Below are 15,491 nucleotides of genomic sequence, written 5' to 3'. Positions count from 1 at the left end.
GTCGCGCTTGATGTGCGCGGCATGGGACCAGAGAGAGGTATCTCGCTTGTGTCCTCTCCCAAGGGAATCTGTATCAAAGTGCAGGAGGCCGGCTGGGCCTCCTGGCGTTGCCGTGTGTGCGGCGAACCGGTGCCGTCGGAGAACTACTGCAGAAGCTTGAGTAGTTCCCTCGCGGCAGAAGTGGACGAAGACGGGTTCTGGCCCGTGATCAACCGGCCGTCGACGACGGTGAAATCGGCCCAATCGCCAGCCTTTTCATAGCGGCCGCCGAGACGCTTCAACTCGTCCTCGACGAGGAAGGGCACGACCTCGGTCAATTGCACTGCTTCCTCCTCGGAATTGGTGAAGCCGGTGACGCGCTTTCCCTTGACGATGGGCTCTCCCTGATAGGTTACCTCGCGCAGGACAGCCGGGCCATGGCAGACGGCCGCGACCGGCTTGCCGGCGTTGTAGAACCCCTCGATCAGGGCAATCGAGTCCCGGTCGTTGGCGAGGTCCCACAGCGGACCGTGGCCGCCAGGATAGAAGACTGCGTCGAAGCTGTCCGCCGTGACGTCGGCGAGCCTTGCCGTATTCGCCAGTTCCTCCTGGGCTGCGGGATCATTCTTGAAGCGCTCCATCGCCGCGGTCTGGTTGCCCGGCTCGTCGCTCTTGGGATCGATGGGCGGCTGGCCGCCTTTGGGCGAGGCGAGTGTGACCTCTGCGCCGGCATCCTTGAATTCGTAATAGGGCGCCGCGAACTCCTCGAGCCAGAAGCCAGTTGGCTTGCCCGTATTGCCGAGTCGGTCATGCGAAGTCAGAACCATCAGGATTTTCATGGTCATTCTCCTTCGTTGAGGCGTTTCCAAAAAGCGGGATCGCCGGGGGATTCTCGAACGCAGCCTAATCTCGGGCCGCGGCCCTATATGACCGAGGCCTTCGGCGGATCGCCGGCCACTGCTGCCTTGTCGCCATATTTACCTGGTGCCGTTTTCGGGTGAATACTTGCTGTCCGGCAGTCACCATCCCGAAAGGCGGCAGAATAAATGGATCGCATCGATGCAATGAAGGTGTTCGTGACGGCCATCGACGAGGGCAGCCTCGCCGGAGCAGCTCGCCGGCTGAAGCGATCGCCGACCGCTGTCAGTCGAGCGGTGAGTTTACTGGAAGCCCATGTCGGCGTCGAGTTGCTGCACCGGACGACCCGCACGCTCAAGCTCAGCGAGGCCGGCCAACGATATGCGGCCGCCTGTCGGCGGGTGCTGATCGATCTCGAGGAGGCCGACATGCTCGCCGGCGGCGAACGCGCGGCTCCACGTGGCATGTTGACGATTTCGGCGCCGCCGATCCTCGGGGAAGAGGTACTTCGGCCCATCCTGGACGACTTCCTCGACCTCTACCCAACTGTATCGGCCCGGCTTCTCCTTCTCGATCGCTTCGTCAATCTGGTGGATGAAGGCGTCGATATTGCCCTGCGCATCGGGCACCTGGCGGATTCGTCACTCATCTCTACCCGGCTTGGTGGCGACGTCCGGCGCGTCGTGGTCGCCTCTCCTCGATACCTCGCCAGTCATCCCCGCATCGAAGAGCCGGCAGATCTTGCTAAACACCAGATCGTGGCCTTCACAAACTTTGGCCTCGATTCCTGGAGCTTCACGCCGGCGAAAGGCGCGTCCATTCCCCGGAGCGTTCAATTTACGCCGAGATGCATCGTCAACAGCGTGCGCGCTGCCGCCGCGTCGGCCGCTGCCGGGCGCGGTCTGACCAGGCTCTATTCGTACCACGTCTCAGAGTATGTGAAAGACGGGCGCCTCGAGATCGTGCTCGCCGATGCCGAGCATCCGCCCCTGCCGGCGCATATGCTCGCACCGCAGGGCCGCATGTCGGTGCCGAAAGTGCGCGCCTTCGTCGACTACGCCGCGCCGCGTCTGCGCTCCGAATTTGCGCGCTTGGCAGCCGAGGCCGGCACGCTCTATTGATTATACCGCTATTCGGTGGAGTGCCTGCCACAAACCGACAATTCTCTCAAAACCCGCATGGATTTAATTTCGATTGCACCACCGCCGAGGGCGGAGGACGGACGCGGAGAAGGCGGCCGCTGCAATCGAGAAAGGATCCATATCATGAGTACCGAACAGAAGGTCGTCATTATCACCGGCGCGTCGCAAGGCATCGGCGCCGGATTGGTTCGCGCTTACCGTGACCGGAATTACCGCGTTGTCGCCACTTCCCGGTCCATCAAGCCGAACGCCGACCCGGATATCCACACGGTGCCGGGCGACATCAGCATGCCGGAGACCGCCGAGCGGATCGTCCGCGAGGGGCTCGAGCGGTTCGGCCGCATCGACTCTCTGGTGAACAATGCCGGCGTCTTCTTGGCCAAACCGTTCATCGAAATGACCGAGCAAGACTATGACCACAATCTTGCAGTCAATGTGGCCGGCTTCTTCCACATCACTAAACGCGCCGCTGCCGAGATGCTGAAGCAGGGCTCGGGCCATATCGTCAGCATCACCACCAGCCTGGTCGATCAGCCGATGGTCGGCATGCCATCCGCGCTCGCCTCCCTGACCAAGGGTGGCCTGAACGCGGTGACCAAGTCACTGGCGATGGAGTTCTCGAAGAGCGGCGTTCGCGTGAACGCGGTCTCCCCTGGGATTATCAAGACGCCGTTGCATCCGGCCGAAACGCATTCGGCGCTCTCCGGACTGCACCCGGTCGGCCGAATGGGCGAAATTCGCGATATCGTCGACGCCGTCCTCTATCTCGAAACGGCCGGCTTCGTCACCGGCGAGATCCTCCACGTCGATGGCGGCCAGAACGCCGGTCGGTGGTGAAACTCTGACAAAGGAGACTGCAATGCCTATCGTAACTGTACAGGTTACCCGCGAAGGAACCGCTCCCGACCGCAATTCGGTCACGGCCGAGGAAAAGGCTGCGATCATCAAGGGGGTCAGCGAGCTTCTGCTCAACGTCCTGAACAAGCCGCTTGAATCGACCTTTGTGGTCATCGAGGAGGTCGATCTCGACAATTGGGGCTGGGGCGGGCTTCCGGCGGTGCAATATCGCCGACAGCGCGCCGCGGCGGCGAAGCTCTAACTCGCCAACCCTGCCGCCGGTCGCCTACAAACCGGCGGGCGGCATCGCTATATTGGGTTCCTTACAGGTGACAAAGCGCGGCATCCTCCGGCGATCGTAACGCCGGCAAAATCGCCAGTGGCCGCGCCATCGGTTCTCCCGGCTCGGTGGATCTGTTTACACGCGCATGCTATTTCGTTATTGCCTTGGACCGAAATCTCCCGCGGGTTCCTGATTTGCCCTGAGGAGAGGGGAAGTGAACCTTTCCATGCGCCTCGTTCTTCTCGGTCTCGCCTGGACGATGGTCGGTCTCGGAATCGCCGGCATTTTTCTGCCGATGCTGCCGACGACACCGTTTCTGCTTCTCGCCGCATGGCTGTTTTCCCGCTGCTCGCCGCGTCTCGAACGATGGCTGATCGACCACCCGCTATTCGGACGTCCGCTGTGGGACTGGCGCCAGCATGGTGCGATATCCCGGCGCGCCAAGCGATGGGCGATATCGCTCATAGGTCTTGGTTTCGCGTTCTTCTGGCTCCGGCTGGAGCCGTCGGCGCCAATGGCAACTGCGGTGGCGGCGATCATGCTCGGCACCGGCGCCTTCATCGTCTCTCAACCTGAACCACCCAAGTAGGGCGATCTTGCGAAGGCCGACGAGCATCAAGACAGGTCTGCCAGGGTGCCGGCGCCAGGCGTGATCGGAGCAGCACAAGCCGGCGGCTTGCGATTGACCCAAGGCTTTGCCTTTTCAAGCTGTCCAGCCAATCGAAACAGGGTCGCCTCGCCAGCAAAACGCCCGACGAAATGCATGCCGATGGGAAGACCGCTCGCTGACCAGAATAGCGGCACTGACATGGCGGGCTGGCCGGTCACGTTGAAGACGGGAGTCCAAGGGATGAAGCTGAACGTCTCCGCGGCGAGGCGTCCGGCGATGCCCAGCTTTTTCAAAAGCCACCCGGCACTCACGCGTCCGATCGCGCGGATGATCCGCTTTTCGCTTGCGGTCGGCTGAAACGCTCCTGTCGGGGGAGGGACACGGGAGAGCACCGGTGTCATCAGCACGTCGTAGTTCGCAAAGAATGCCGACACGCCTCTGGCCGCGAGCTTCAGATAGCGCAGCGCGGCCGCGAGTTCGCTTGCCGATGACGCCTGTCCGAGCAGCCCCATGCCGAATGTCGATGCGTCGAAGTCCCCGGCGCGGATCGGGACACCCGCAGTCCTGGCCGCTTCCTCGATATCGACCCGCATTTCCGCAGCCAGCACCGTCAGGAATGACAGCGAGAACGCCTCGGCCTCGATCGGCGGCGCTGCCTCGACCACGTCGTGCCCCAGTTCCTCCAATAACCTTGCAGCATCGGAAAAGGCCGAAAGGACCTCAACTTCGACTTTTCCGCCGAGCATAGGGGCCGCCGATACCGCTATTCGCAGTTTCTCCGGCGGCCGTCCGACCGCTTCGAGAAAGGACCCTGGAAAGGACGGTAGATAATGGGGCGCGCCGACATCCGCGCCCTGGGTGAGGTCGAGCAATGCGGCAGAATCGCGCACGGAGCGGGTAAGAACATGCTCTACGGCGAAGCCCGCCCAGGGCTCGCCGGTAAACGGTCCGGCGGGGGTGCGGCCGCGTGTCGGCTTCATGCCGAAGAGCCCGCAAGCGGACGCAGGAATGCGGATGGAGCCGCCGCCATCGCCCGCCGAGGCAATCGGCACCATGCGCGCCGCGACCGCCGCGGCCGAACCGCCGCTGGAACCACCGGGCGTCCGGGCGATATCCCAAGGGTTAAGCGTCGGTCCGAAGCTTTCGGGTTCGGTATAGGGCGTCAGCCCGAACTCGGGAGTGTTGGTCTTCCCCAGGATGATCAGTCCGGCCTTTTTCCACCGCCTGACGAGCTCGGAGTCCCCCGCCGCTGGCCGCTTCGCCAAAAGACGATTGCCGCTCGAGGTCGGAACGCCGGCCACCGTCGCGAGCAAGTCTTTCAAGAGAAAGGGAACGCCTGCAAATGGAGCGCCGACATCGGCTTCAAGCGCCGCCTGTCTCGCGTCATCGAACATGGTCACGATGACCGCATTCAGCGCCGGGTTCCGCTCCACGATCCTCGATATAGCCGTTTCGACGAGTTCCAGCGGTGACGTCAAACGCGCCCGTACCAGCTCTGTCAGCCCCAGACCGTCAAGATCGTCGTACTCCGTGATCAACGGCAAACCTCCGAGCCCCGGAAGCCGTCTTCTCCGGTGCGAGAGGCAATAATGCAATCAACGGGACGATCGCGCTATGGTACTTCTCCGCGTGCGACGGAACAACTGCGTAGGCGCCGTGTCGAACCCATCTTTTATTCCACCGCCTTGCCGACGGTGTCAGCCACGTATGCACCGCGCTCACCCATCGGCAATGGTTCTCCGGTCGTGGAATCGATGGCCGTCTGGTGTTCGAGTTCGGCGTTGAGAAGCGCACCTATGATGAGGATCATCACCGAGATCCACGCCCACATCATGAGACCGGCGACCGCGCCGAGCGCACCGTAGGTGGCGTTGTAGTTGGCGAAATGCTCAAGATAGAGGGAAAACAGCCACGAAGCTGCGAGCCACAACAATGCGCTGAAGACGGCGCCCCAGTTCAGCCACCGCAATTTCGCGCGCTCCCGGCTCGGTCCAAACCGATAGATGAGCACCGTGCCAAGGGTCGCAAGGAACAGGATTGCCGGCCACCTCGCCACCCTGGTCAGGACCTCGATCCAACGATCCAGCCACAGATAGGCCAGCACAGCCGGAATGACGCCGAGCGCCACGATCAGGGCGACTGCAAACAGCAGCGCCGCAAAAGTGAAGGCAAGGCACAGCAGCGTTCTCGACACGATCCCCCGCTTCTCCTCTTCCCCATAGGCAACGTTCATCGCGTCGAAGAGCGCGGAAATACCGTTGGCCGCGCTCCACAGCGAGACCAGCAAACTCACGAAGAAGCCGATACTAAGCGCGGAAGCCTTCTGAGTTGTCAGCGCAGTCAGTTGGTCCATGATCAGCTTGTAGGATTCGGGCGGCAGCAGCGCGCCCACGGTCCCCATATGTGTCCCGATCTCGGAGGGGTCCGCGACAATTCCGTAGACGGAGACCAGCGCAGCCAGCGCGGGAAATAGCGCCAGGAGAAGATAAAAGCTTACCCCTGCCGCAATGAGCGGCACCCGCTCCTCGGAGATTTCGGCGATTATTCGCCAGAAAACATCCCGCATGCCCTTCGCCGGTATTTCTCCCGGCGTGGTGGCATCTCGCCCTCTTCCCGGCTCTGCGGCTTTCAGCCTTTCCGCAGAATCGGCCTCGTTCGCGCTCATGTTCTGCGTCCGGGGACGTCTCTGTCCCTTGAGCAAGCGCCCGCCTTCAGCGCGGGCGCATAACCAACGCCGCGAAATTCCAGTTGTTCCGGCACCGCTCGATAAGTGCTACGCAAACAGCTCGGCCAACCGGGACGGCTAGAGCGAGATACGCTCACTTGCGTTCGCGCCGCCGCTCCATCCATTCGTATCTGCCGCATTTGTGCTACGTCGGGTGATGCCACCTGACTGCAAAATGCTCTAGCCGGCGGTCTCGCCTGCCGGCGTTTTGCCCTTCTTCTCGTTGCGCCTGCCTCTGCGCGCGGGAGTACGGCGGCCGATCTTCGGATGTCCGAGTTTCAATGGCCGGGGAGCCTCGTCGGAGAGAGCCTCCCGAACCGCCTCGACCATTGCAGAGGCGAGGAAATCCGCCTGCAGCTCGTCCGGGAGGCGAGCGCCCGCCTCGATTCCCGGCTGACGGCTCTCCTGCCAAAGCACGACACCGATCCGCGCCTGAGGAGCGACACGCTTGAGCCGGCGCACGATGAACTTCGCGTGTCGGGTGGAGTCTCTATCGAGAAAGGCTACGACTATTGCGTTGCGTCCTTCGACCGCCAGACTTCTGATGTTGCCCGGTTTCAGTGCCTCGTGACCGGCGGACGCGACCTCCGCGCCCTGGATCCAGATGATCTGGGACAGCATGGTCGCGGTCACGTCGTCGAGCTCGGATCGCCCTCCAATGCAAAGGACGGATCTCCCCTCTCCAAGCGGCAGATCATATCCATCGGCCTCGTCTCGATCCGCTGCTTCGGCGGCCGGATCCTCCTCTTCCCCTTCCTCCTCGCCGGCGATTTCCTCGAGATTGGCGACGAGCGTGCCCGCGCTCTCCGCAAGCTGGACCGCCTGGGTATCGGTCAGAGCGCCCCTTGCGCGGTCCCTTTCTGCGAGGAGCAGGGCGGGGATCGCAACCGTGTCATAGAACTCGACGAGGTATTTCTCCTCGAGCATCTCCTCCGCAATGTCCGTCGCCTCTTCCGGATCGCCGGCGAGCAGACGCTGGTAAAGGCGCTCCTTCGGGTCGAGAACCGGCTCGTTGCCCAACAGGATCTCCAGGAACTCGAACTGCGGCACATGACGGCCGAGAACGACGAGGCAAACGGTGAGCGGCGTCGACATCACCAAGCCGGCCGGTCCCCATAGCCAGGTCCAGAAAATCGCCGAAACGATGATCGCAAGCGGCGACAGGCCGGTGCGCGAACCGTAGAGCAAAGGCTCGACGACATTGTTGCTGAGAAGCTCGAGGACAATGAACAGCGCCCCCGTCCAAACCAGCAGGCTCCAACCCGGAGCCGCGGCAAAGGCTAGGAACAGGGGCAGAGCCGCTGCGATGACCGGACCGATATAGGGAACGAAGCGGAGCACGATGGCGAGCATCCCCCAGAGGGTCGCATAGGGTATTCCGAGCAGCCAGAGGCCGATCGCAAGCGGAACACCGTAGGTGATATTCACCACGAGTTGCATGAGCAGATATCGCCCGACCCGAACGCCCGCATCCTGCAGGGCTTCGGTGGTGCGGTGCATGTCACCGTAACCGACCAGCCGGATGAAGCGGTCGCGCAACTCCTCCCTTTCGAAAAGCATGAAGATGACGACCACGATGACGAGACCCGTCGTCGCCAAAGGACCGAGCAGCGGATTGACGATGTTCTTCAGGGTCTCGATCGGTCGCTCGGGAGAAAATATCTCAACGAGAACGGGTCGCCGCTCCGGCTCCGGTTCCGGTGAGACGCGCGCTTCGGGCTTGGGTCGGCTGATTTCCGCGCCAATCCTCTCGACGACGCGGCTGAGGCGTTCGAGCACTTGGTTTTCCGAACCCGCCTCCTTCAACGTCCTGACCTTCTCGACGATGTTGTACTGATAGGTCGGGAGATTTTGCGCCACCTCGCTGATCTGCATGGCGACAATGACGCTGAAGGCGGAGAGGAACAGAAAGGCCATCGTTACGGTACCGATGACGGCAACCGAGCGGGGACAGCCCGCCCTGCGCAGTCTCGAAACCACCGGCGCGAGTGCGAACGTGAGCAGAATGGCAAGCGCGAGCGGCAGGAAGACCTCGTGGGCGAAATAGAGAACAGCGACCGTGAGGGCCGTTGCTGCGAGCGTCGGAAGCCTCGAAGGCTGCGCTCTCGCCGCCGGCGCGAGCGAGATTTGCGGCAAACCGCTGGTGGATACGCCCCGATTGTCGTTAGCTTTCCGCGCAAACCTCAGCATCGTAGCCCCACGCCGCAAACGTCTCGGTCCAGTCCAGCGCCGCTCCGCGGCACCTCGGCCAAGATGATTGCAGCCGCCCGTCAAGCCTCCTCCACTACCAGAGATCGGGGTGAGCCGAATATCGGAAGAGTCTTGATAAGCAAGTAGGGCAGTGCGCGAAGGAGCCTAGGGGCTACAGGCGCGAGCGCATGACTACACGTTGCATCGGAGCACGAGCGCTAACCCGCGAAAGTATGGGCCACGATCGATTCCGGCTTCATCTCGATCGAGAAGCCCGGTATCGACGGCGGCATATAGGCGGCGTTCTCGATGCGGCACGGGTCGAGGAAGTGTTCGTGCAGATGGTCGACATATTCAATGACCCTGCCCTCCCTGGTGCCCGAAACGGCGACATAGTCGATCATCGACAGGTGCTGGACATATTCGCAAAGGCCGACGCCGCCGGCATGCGGCCATACCGGCAGGCCGTATTTCGCGGCCATGAGGAGGACGGCAAGCACCTCGTTCAGTCCGCCCATGCGGCAACTGTCGATCTGCACGATATCGATCGCCCCGCCGGCGATCATCTGCTTGAAGATGATGCGGTTCTGGCACATCTCGCCGGTCGCCACCTTGACGGGGGCAATCGCCTCGCGGATGGCTTTGTGGCCCGCCACGTCATCGGGACTCGTCGGCTCCTCGATGAAGAAGGGCTTGTAGACGGAGAGTTCCTTCACCCAGTCGATCGCCTGGCCCACTTCCCAGACCTGGTTGGCGTCGATCATCAGGAAGCGATCGTCGCCGATCACCTCGCGCGCGATCCTCAGACGCCGCTTGTCGTCCTCGAGGTCGCGGCCGACCTTCATCTTGATGTGCTCGAAACCCTCATCCACCGCTTGCTTGCAGAGGCGGCGGAGCTTCGCGTCGTCATAGCCGAGCCAGCCGGCCGAGGTCGTGTAGCAGGCATAGCCCTCCTTCTCGAGGATGGCGATGCGCTCCGCTTTGCCCGCCTCGGCGCGTTTCAGGATGGCGAGCGCCTCCTCGGGCGTGATGGCATCGGTCAGGTAGCGGAAATCGACGATCGACAGGATCTCCTCCGGGCTCATCTCCGCAACGAGCCGCCAGACCGGCTTGCCGGCTTCCTTGGCGAGGAGATCCCATACGGCGTTGACGACCGCGCCCGTGGCAAGATGCATGGCGCCCTTGTCCGGGCCGATCCAGCGCAACTGGCTGTCGCCCGTGACATGCCGCCAGAAGCGGCCCGGATTTTCCCTCACCCAATCGAGATCCAGACCCACGACCAGATGCTTCATCGCCTCGATCGCGGCACAGCAGATGTCGTTGCCGCGGCCGATCGTGAAGGTCAGCCCGTGTCCATCGAGGCCCGCCTTGTCGGTGCCGAGGATGACATAGGCAGCCGAATAATCGGGATCGGGATTCATGGCGTCCGAACCGTCGAGGCTCGCCGATGTGGGAAAGCGCAGGTCGATGGAACGCAGGCTGGTGATCTTGGTCATGGGTCTTGGTTCTTCTTTGAATATTGGTCAGGCGTCGGCGCGAAAGGTCTGCTTCTGCGTGCCCAGCGCCTCAATGCCGAGCTCGACGACGTCGCCGGGCTTCAGATAGCGCGGCGGTTTCATGCCGAGCCCCACACCGGGCGGCGTTCCGGTCGAGATTATGTCACCGGCGTGAAGCGACATGAACTGGCTGAGGTAGGAAACGAGGTAGGCAACGCCAAAGACCATCGTCTTCGACGAGCCGTTCTGCATCATCTCGCCATTCACGGTCAGCCACATGCCAAGGTTCTGCGGGTCGGGCACTTCATCCTTCGTAACGAGCCAGGGACCGATCGGGCCGAACGTGTCGCAGGACTTGCCCTTGGTCCATTGACCTGAGCGCTCGGTCTGGAAGGCGCGCTCGGAGACGTCGTGCGCAACACAATATCCGGCGACATAGTCGAGCGCTTCCGCTTCGGTGACGTATTTCGCCGTCTTGCCGATGACGACGCCGAGTTCTACTTCCCAATCCGTCTTCTCCGAGCCGCGCGGAATGAGCACGTCGTCATTGGGTCCGCAGATGGCGGAGGTTGCCTTCATGAAGATCACGGGTTCCGGCGGCACGGCCAGGCCGGACTCGGCCGCATGGTCGGAATAGTTGAGGCCGATGCAGATGAACTTGCCCGTCCCGGCGACACAAGCGCCGATACGCGTGGCCTCCGGCACGACCGGCAGGCCGGCAATGTCGAGATCGGCTATCCTGGCGAGACCATCGGGAGAAATCGCCGCGCCACCGATATCGGCGACGTGGGCGGAGAGGTCCCGGATCTTGCCGTCCCTGTCGAGGATGGCCGGCTTTTCCTGGCCAAGCGGGCCGACGCGCATAAGCTTCATGAATCAAATCCTTCCAGTGGTTCAGATGGTCCAGCCGCCGTCGATGGCATAGGCCTGGCCGGTCGTATAGGTGGCGGTGGCGAGATGGAGGGCGAGATCGGCGATCTCCTCGGGTGTGCCGAGCCGCCCCATCGGTTGGCGGGCGACGAATGCGGCACGCGCCGTCTCGTAGTCGCCCTGCGCCTTCATGCGCTCCTGCAGGGACGGGCTCTCGACCGTGCCGGGGCAAATGGCGTTGCAGCGTATGCCCTTGCCGACATAATCGGCGGCGACGGATTTGGTGAGGCCGATCACTGCCGCCTTGGTCACCGCATAGGCGCAGCGGTTCGGCACGCCTTTGATGCTCGAGGCGACCGACGCCATGTTGATGATGGCGCCGCCTCCGCGCTCGATCATTCCGGGTAGCACCGCCCGTATCGTGCGGATCATCGCGCGGACATTGAGATCGAAGGCGAAGTCGAGATCCTTGTCGGACATTTCGAGGACGGAGCCGGCATGGACGAAACCGGCGCAGTTGAAAAGCACGTCGAAAGGCCCGGCCTCGGCGACCGTGACGGCGACCGCCTCGTCCTTCAAGACATCCAGGACACGGGTCTTGATGCCCGCTTCGCCGTCCAGCGTCTTCAGCGTATCGGGATTGATGTCGGTCGCGAGCACTTCGGCGCCGGCGCGGGAGAAGGCGAGTGCGCTCGCCCGGCCGATGCCCTGGCCGGCGGCAGTGACCAGCACCCGCTTGCTGTCTAGAGGCAGAGACATGGAACTCCTTTCCTAGTCGAATATTCAGGCGGCCTTTGGCCTGCGCTCGACGATGTGGATGTGGTCGGCCGCGGGCGGCCCGACGACGCGGCCGACGCCCTCCCGCTTCGGATCGTCTTTCTTCGAATGAATGGTGAGGCGTGTGCGAATCGTATCGCCGATGTAGATGCCTGCGCAAGCACATAGGATCGCGCCGGCTGCGGCTCCGGCCAGTAGTCTCGACGTCTTCTCCTCCCATAGGCTTCGTCAGCTCTCACCAATAAGAACTTCATTCATATGCAAACTGATAACGCCCGCATCGTCAAGGTCTAACGCTTGTCCGGCGTTCTGCTTGCGTATATGCAGATACTTATTCACCGCGAGAAAAGCCCTTGACCGACGAGGAAAATGACCGCTACCGCGCGCCGGCGCTCGACAAGGGCCTCGACATCCTCGAGCTCCTCGCAGGGGTTGAGGGGGGGCTGACGCAGGCGGAGATCGCCAAGCGCCTCGAACGCAGTCCGAACGAATTCTATCGGATGCTCGACCGGCTGGTGAAACGCGGCTACGTGACGAAGATCGACGGCGACCGCTTTTTCCTGACGCTGAAGCTCTTCGGGCTCGCCCAGCTGCACGCGCCGGTGAGGCGCCTCGTCTCCTTTGCCGTACCGCTGATGCGCGAACTCGCCGAGATCTCCCAGCAGGCCAATCAGCTCGTGGTCTTCGACCGCGGCAACCCGGTGGTCATCGCCCAACAGGAAGCGCCCGGCTACTGGGGAATTTCCATCCGGGTCGGTTCACGCATCGGCCTTTTCGACACCGGTTCGGGCCATGTGCTGCTGGCTTTCCGTTCGCCGGAGGAGCGCGAGCGGATGATCGCCGAGAATCTCGGCAGCTCTGGCGACGACCAGCGGGTGACGTCTGAATTCCTGGCGCGCCTCGACCTCATCCGCTCGCGCGGCTACGAGATAATGCCGAGCGCCCAGACCGCAGGGGTCATCAACCTTTCGGCGCCGGTTCTCGGAGCGGACGGAAAGGCGATCGCCGCATTGACCGTGCCCTACATCACCCTCATCAATACGTCGGCTCCGGATATTTCCTCGACCATCCAGCTCATCGTCGACACGACGCGAAAATTGTCCGAGATGGCTGGGGCGGGCTTCAAGAGCGAGGCGTGACGGGCGCCTGATTCGTATTTGAACAGTCCATTTTCATGTGGCAGTGTTCCAGTCTTCGTGGAGAGAACCCATATGATCATCGACACCCACCTGCATCTCATCTATCGGCAGCGGCTTTCCTATCCATGGCTCGCCGACGTGCCGCCGCTCAACGCGGAGTTCACCTACGAGACCTATGCGCGGGAAGCTCGCCGGCTGGGCATCTCGGCGGCGTTGCACATGGAAGTCGATGTGGCCGAGGCTGAGATCGACGCCGAAACCGGGATGGTCCAAGAATTGGCAAAAGCGCCGGGAAGCCTGCTGGTCGGCGCTATCGCCGCCTGCCGGCCGGAATCGCCCGACTTTCCCGCCTATCTGGACCGCGTGAGGGCCAATCCTTTCGTGCGCGGCTTCCGCCGCGTTCTGCATGTGATGCCGGACGAGCTTTCCGAGGGACCGCTCTTCCGCGAGAACATCCGCCGCCTCGGCGGCACCGGCCTCAACTTCGATCTCTGCGTGCTGCCGCACCAGATCGAGAAGGCGATCGCACTTGCCGATCTCGCCCCCGACGTCTCCTTCGTGCTCGACCACTGCGGTGTGCCGGACATCAAGAGCGGCAGCTATGATGCCTGGAACGGGCCGGTGGCCGAAATAGCGCGCCGGCCGAACGTGACCGTGAAGCTCTCTGGGCTCCCAGCCTACGGCGCGGAAAACTGGACGCTCGAGGATATGAAACCCTATTTCGCTCACGTCGTCGAAAGTTTCGGCTTCTCCCGCATGATCTGGGGCAGCGACTGGCCGGTTTGCACGCTCGGCGGCGGGCTTTCGACGTGGGTCGGAGCCACACAGGCGCTGCTCTCCGGCGTCAGCCTCGAAGACAGGACGCGCGTACTTGCCGGCAATGCCCGCCGTCTCTGGAAGCTTGCCTGAGCGAAGCGATTTTTTCAGTCGGCGAAGCTTGCCATGAACTCCGCGTTCAGCGTCTTGACGGCGGCCGCGGCCGGAATCCGACGCCGGCTCATGTCGGCCGCCGAGCGGCGCTCCTGCTTTTCCTGCATTCACACCCTCCCAGCGCCGTCCGGTCGCGACAAGGTGACTTGATTGGCTGGAAGGCCGTGCGCGCGCGCGCCAGCGATAAATCGGAACAGAGGAGCTTGCCGGTGGTTAAGGGGCGGTCCCAACAGATGAGGAGAGTTCGAAATGAGCAAGACGGACAGCGAGGAAGTCGAAGCCAAGTCGCGCAAGCAGGCCGAGAGGACAAGCGGCGGCGGCCATCTGGGCGGCACCTATTACGGCCAGGAGCCGGACGCGAAGACGGCCACGACCGTGAAAAAGAAGAAGGGCGACAAGACGCAGCCGAATGACGGGCGGAACTAGCGCGGGTCGCCGAAAGATATGCACGCAGACCTACAGCGCCGCGCGTCCAATCGGACGCGCAAAGGTCGCCGTAGCACTTTGAGTTGCTGCATGATTTTGTCCTTAAATCGATTCCGATTTAAGGAATCATGCAGTACAGCGCCTCGCATCGAGCGCTTTCAACTTCCTTCAAGGGCGTCGCGGGTCGCCGCTTGCGGCAGCACTCAGAATTGCGTCGATCAAGCGGTGAACCTTCAGCGCTTCGCGGCCGTTGACCCGCGGCTCGCGGTCATCCTCGACAGCGCCAAAGAAATCGGTAAGCACAGCGCGGTGATGGTGGTGCGGGAACGCCATGGGATCGGCGCCGGCACCGCCGGCCGCCTCGTCTTCGATCGATAATTCCGTTCCGTCGTGGAAGGAGGCGACAAGGCTTCGCCCGCCGAGGCGTGCCATTCCGCGTGTGCCGATGATGTCGATCTCGTCCGGATGGCCGGGATAGGCACAGGTGGTCGCGCTTACAGTGCCAATCGCTCCGCCTGGGAAGCGGATCGCCGCCATCGCCAGATCCTCTGTCTCCATGCGGTGCACCTTGCTGGTCGTCGCATAGGCTCTGACCTCGTCCGGAAGGCCGGCAAGCGAAATCAGCAGGTCAAGCGTGTGAATGGCCTGGGTGAGAAGCACGCCGCCGCCATCGCGCGCCCGCGTGCCGCGTCCCGGCTGATCGTAATAGTTTTGCGGCCGCCAATTATGGAGGCGGGCCGAGGCACTGACGATCTCGCCGAGGCGCCCTTCACTGATCAGCCCGGCAAGTGCCTCGCTGACCGGACGAAAACGGTGCTGAAGCACGATGCCGAGTTTCACGCCGGCACGCTCCGCCACCTCGACGAGCGCCTCGGCCCGCTCCTGAGTGATCTCCAGCGGTTTTTCGAGAAGCACATGCTTGCCCGCTTCGGCTGCCCGGCGTGTGAGATCGAGATGCGTGTTGGGCGGCGTCAGCACCATGACGACGGCGATCGACGGATCATCGAAAATCGTTTCGGCGGTGTCACAAACCGCGAAGCCGTAGGTCTCGGAAAACGTCTTCCGCCTCGCTGGCGTGGGGCTGTAGGCGGCAGCGACCGCGACCCTGTCCTTGAGGTCAAGCAGGCTTTTGGCATGCGGCGCTGCGGCCATGCCGAGCCCGATCACGCCGATGCGCAATTTTGCCATCGCCTTCCCCTCAGTCAAAAATCCTGCGCGTGCACATGATT

At 62.8% G+C, this 15,491-nt stretch carries 15 protein-coding genes; 7 read left to right on the top strand and 8 right to left on the bottom strand.

Annotation, left to right across the window (positions count from 1 at the left end):
- Positions 1-143: 143 nt before the first annotated feature.
- Complete coding sequence (locus M728_RS24950; protein ID WP_026621979.1) at positions 144-818, bottom strand: type 1 glutamine amidotransferase domain-containing protein; 675 nt, start codon at positions 816-818, stop codon at positions 144-146.
- 207 nt (positions 819-1,025) lie between these two features.
- Here M728_RS24950 and M728_RS24945 point away from each other — a divergent pair, with 207 nt between their 5' ends.
- The 4 genes from M728_RS24945 to M728_RS24930 all read left to right on the top strand — a co-directional run bounded on the left by M728_RS24945 (position 1,026) and on the right by M728_RS24930 (position 3,688).
- Complete coding sequence (locus tag M728_RS24945) at positions 1,026-1,958, top strand: LysR family transcriptional regulator (RefSeq protein ID WP_026621978.1); 933 nt, start codon at positions 1,026-1,028, stop codon at positions 1,956-1,958.
- A gap of 144 nt (positions 1,959-2,102) precedes the next feature.
- Positions 2,103-2,816, top strand: a complete 714-nt coding sequence (locus M728_RS24940) for an SDR family NAD(P)-dependent oxidoreductase (RefSeq protein WP_026621977.1) — start codon at positions 2,103-2,105, stop codon at positions 2,814-2,816.
- A gap of 22 nt (positions 2,817-2,838) precedes the next feature.
- Positions 2,839-3,078, top strand: coding sequence for a 4-oxalocrotonate tautomerase family protein (locus tag M728_RS24935; protein WP_026621976.1), 240 nt, complete (start codon positions 2,839-2,841; stop codon positions 3,076-3,078).
- Between the two features lie 235 nt (positions 3,079-3,313).
- Entirely contained in the window at positions 3,314-3,688 is a 375-nt protein-coding gene (locus M728_RS24930; protein ID WP_026621975.1) for a YbaN family protein, read from the top strand.
- A 26-nt stretch (positions 3,689-3,714) separates the two neighbouring features.
- Here the strand turns inward: M728_RS24930 and M728_RS24925 are convergent, their stop codons facing one another.
- The 6 genes from M728_RS24925 to M728_RS24900 form a co-directional block, all read right to left on the bottom strand.
- Positions 3,715-5,247, bottom strand: coding sequence for an amidase (locus M728_RS24925; protein WP_198023413.1), 1,533 nt, complete (start codon positions 5,245-5,247; stop codon positions 3,715-3,717).
- A 134-nt stretch (positions 5,248-5,381) separates the two neighbouring features.
- Positions 5,382-6,374, bottom strand: coding sequence for a YihY/virulence factor BrkB family protein (locus M728_RS24920; protein WP_026621974.1), 993 nt, complete (start codon positions 6,372-6,374; stop codon positions 5,382-5,384).
- Positions 6,375-6,614: 240 nt separating this feature from the next.
- The gene (locus M728_RS24915) at positions 6,615-8,624 is read right to left on the bottom strand and encodes an AI-2E family transporter (protein ID WP_026621973.1); all 2,010 of its coding nucleotides are present in this window, start codon (positions 8,622-8,624) and stop codon (positions 6,615-6,617) included.
- Between the two features lie 218 nt (positions 8,625-8,842).
- Positions 8,843-10,120: an L-fuconate dehydratase gene (locus M728_RS24910; RefSeq protein WP_026621972.1), complete on the bottom strand. Its 1,278-nt coding sequence runs from the start codon at positions 10,118-10,120 to the stop codon at positions 8,843-8,845.
- Between the two features lie 27 nt (positions 10,121-10,147).
- Positions 10,148-10,993 (bottom strand): fumarylacetoacetate hydrolase family protein, encoded by an 846-nt coding sequence (locus M728_RS24905; RefSeq protein WP_026621971.1) that lies wholly within the window; start codon positions 10,991-10,993, stop codon positions 10,148-10,150.
- Between the two features lie 21 nt (positions 10,994-11,014).
- The gene (locus M728_RS24900) at positions 11,015-11,749 is read right to left on the bottom strand and encodes an SDR family oxidoreductase (RefSeq protein ID WP_026621970.1); all 735 of its coding nucleotides are present in this window, start codon (positions 11,747-11,749) and stop codon (positions 11,015-11,017) included.
- Between the two features lie 371 nt (positions 11,750-12,120).
- On the opposite strand from M728_RS24900, the gene M728_RS24895 reads away from it, so the two are divergent.
- The 3 genes from M728_RS24895 (at position 12,121) to M728_RS24885 (ending at position 14,262) form a co-directional block, all read left to right on the top strand.
- Positions 12,121-12,906, top strand: a complete 786-nt coding sequence (locus M728_RS24895) for an IclR family transcriptional regulator (protein WP_026621969.1) — start codon at positions 12,121-12,123, stop codon at positions 12,904-12,906.
- Between the two features lie 72 nt (positions 12,907-12,978).
- Entirely contained in the window at positions 12,979-13,815 is an 837-nt protein-coding gene (locus M728_RS24890) for an amidohydrolase (protein ID WP_026621968.1), read from the top strand.
- Between the two features lie 270 nt (positions 13,816-14,085).
- The gene (locus M728_RS24885; RefSeq protein ID WP_156943501.1) at positions 14,086-14,262 is read left to right on the top strand and encodes a hypothetical protein; all 177 of its coding nucleotides are present in this window, start codon (positions 14,086-14,088) and stop codon (positions 14,260-14,262) included.
- A gap of 168 nt (positions 14,263-14,430) precedes the next feature.
- Here M728_RS24885 and M728_RS24880 read toward each other — a convergent pair whose 3' ends face one another.
- The gene (locus tag M728_RS24880; protein WP_026621967.1) at positions 14,431-15,450 is read right to left on the bottom strand and encodes a Gfo/Idh/MocA family protein; all 1,020 of its coding nucleotides are present in this window, start codon (positions 15,448-15,450) and stop codon (positions 14,431-14,433) included.
- Positions 15,451-15,491 lie beyond the last annotated feature (41 nt).

Source organism: Ensifer sp. WSM1721 (assembly GCF_000513895.2).
GTDB lineage: Bacteria > Pseudomonadota > Alphaproteobacteria > Rhizobiales > Rhizobiaceae > Sinorhizobium.
Note: the sequence above shows the minus strand (reverse complement) of the source record. Positions and strands in the feature narration are given on the sequence as shown.

Excerpts from the sequence above, each read along its gene's own strand:
- M728_RS24945 (WP_026621978.1), top strand. The coding sequence starts at position 1,026 with ATGGATCGCATCGATGCAATGAAGGTGTTCGTGACGGCCATCGACGAG.
- M728_RS24900 (WP_026621970.1), bottom strand. The coding sequence starts at position 11,749 with ATGTCTCTGCCTCTAGACAGCAAGCGGGTGCTGGTCACTGCCGCCGGC.
- M728_RS24890 (WP_026621968.1), top strand. The coding sequence starts at position 12,979 with ATGATCATCGACACCCACCTGCATCTCATCTATCGGCAGCGGCTTTCC.
- M728_RS24915 (WP_026621973.1), bottom strand. The coding sequence starts at position 8,624 with ATGCTGAGGTTTGCGCGGAAAGCTAACGACAATCGGGGCGTATCCACC.
- M728_RS24880 (WP_026621967.1), bottom strand. The coding sequence starts at position 15,450 with ATGGCAAAATTGCGCATCGGCGTGATCGGGCTCGGCATGGCCGCAGCG.
- M728_RS24920 (WP_026621974.1), bottom strand. The coding sequence starts at position 6,374 with ATGAGCGCGAACGAGGCCGATTCTGCGGAAAGGCTGAAAGCCGCAGAG.
- M728_RS24905 (WP_026621971.1), bottom strand. The coding sequence starts at position 10,993 with ATGAAGCTTATGCGCGTCGGCCCGCTTGGCCAGGAAAAGCCGGCCATC.
- M728_RS24935 (WP_026621976.1), top strand. The coding sequence starts at position 2,839 with ATGCCTATCGTAACTGTACAGGTTACCCGCGAAGGAACCGCTCCCGAC.
- M728_RS24940 (WP_026621977.1), top strand. The coding sequence starts at position 2,103 with ATGAGTACCGAACAGAAGGTCGTCATTATCACCGGCGCGTCGCAAGGC.
- M728_RS24910 (WP_026621972.1), bottom strand. The coding sequence starts at position 10,120 with ATGACCAAGATCACCAGCCTGCGTTCCATCGACCTGCGCTTTCCCACA.
- M728_RS24950 (WP_026621979.1), bottom strand. The coding sequence starts at position 818 with ATGAAAATCCTGATGGTTCTGACTTCGCATGACCGACTCGGCAATACG.
- M728_RS24885 (WP_156943501.1), top strand. The coding sequence starts at position 14,086 with ATGAGCAAGACGGACAGCGAGGAAGTCGAAGCCAAGTCGCGCAAGCAG.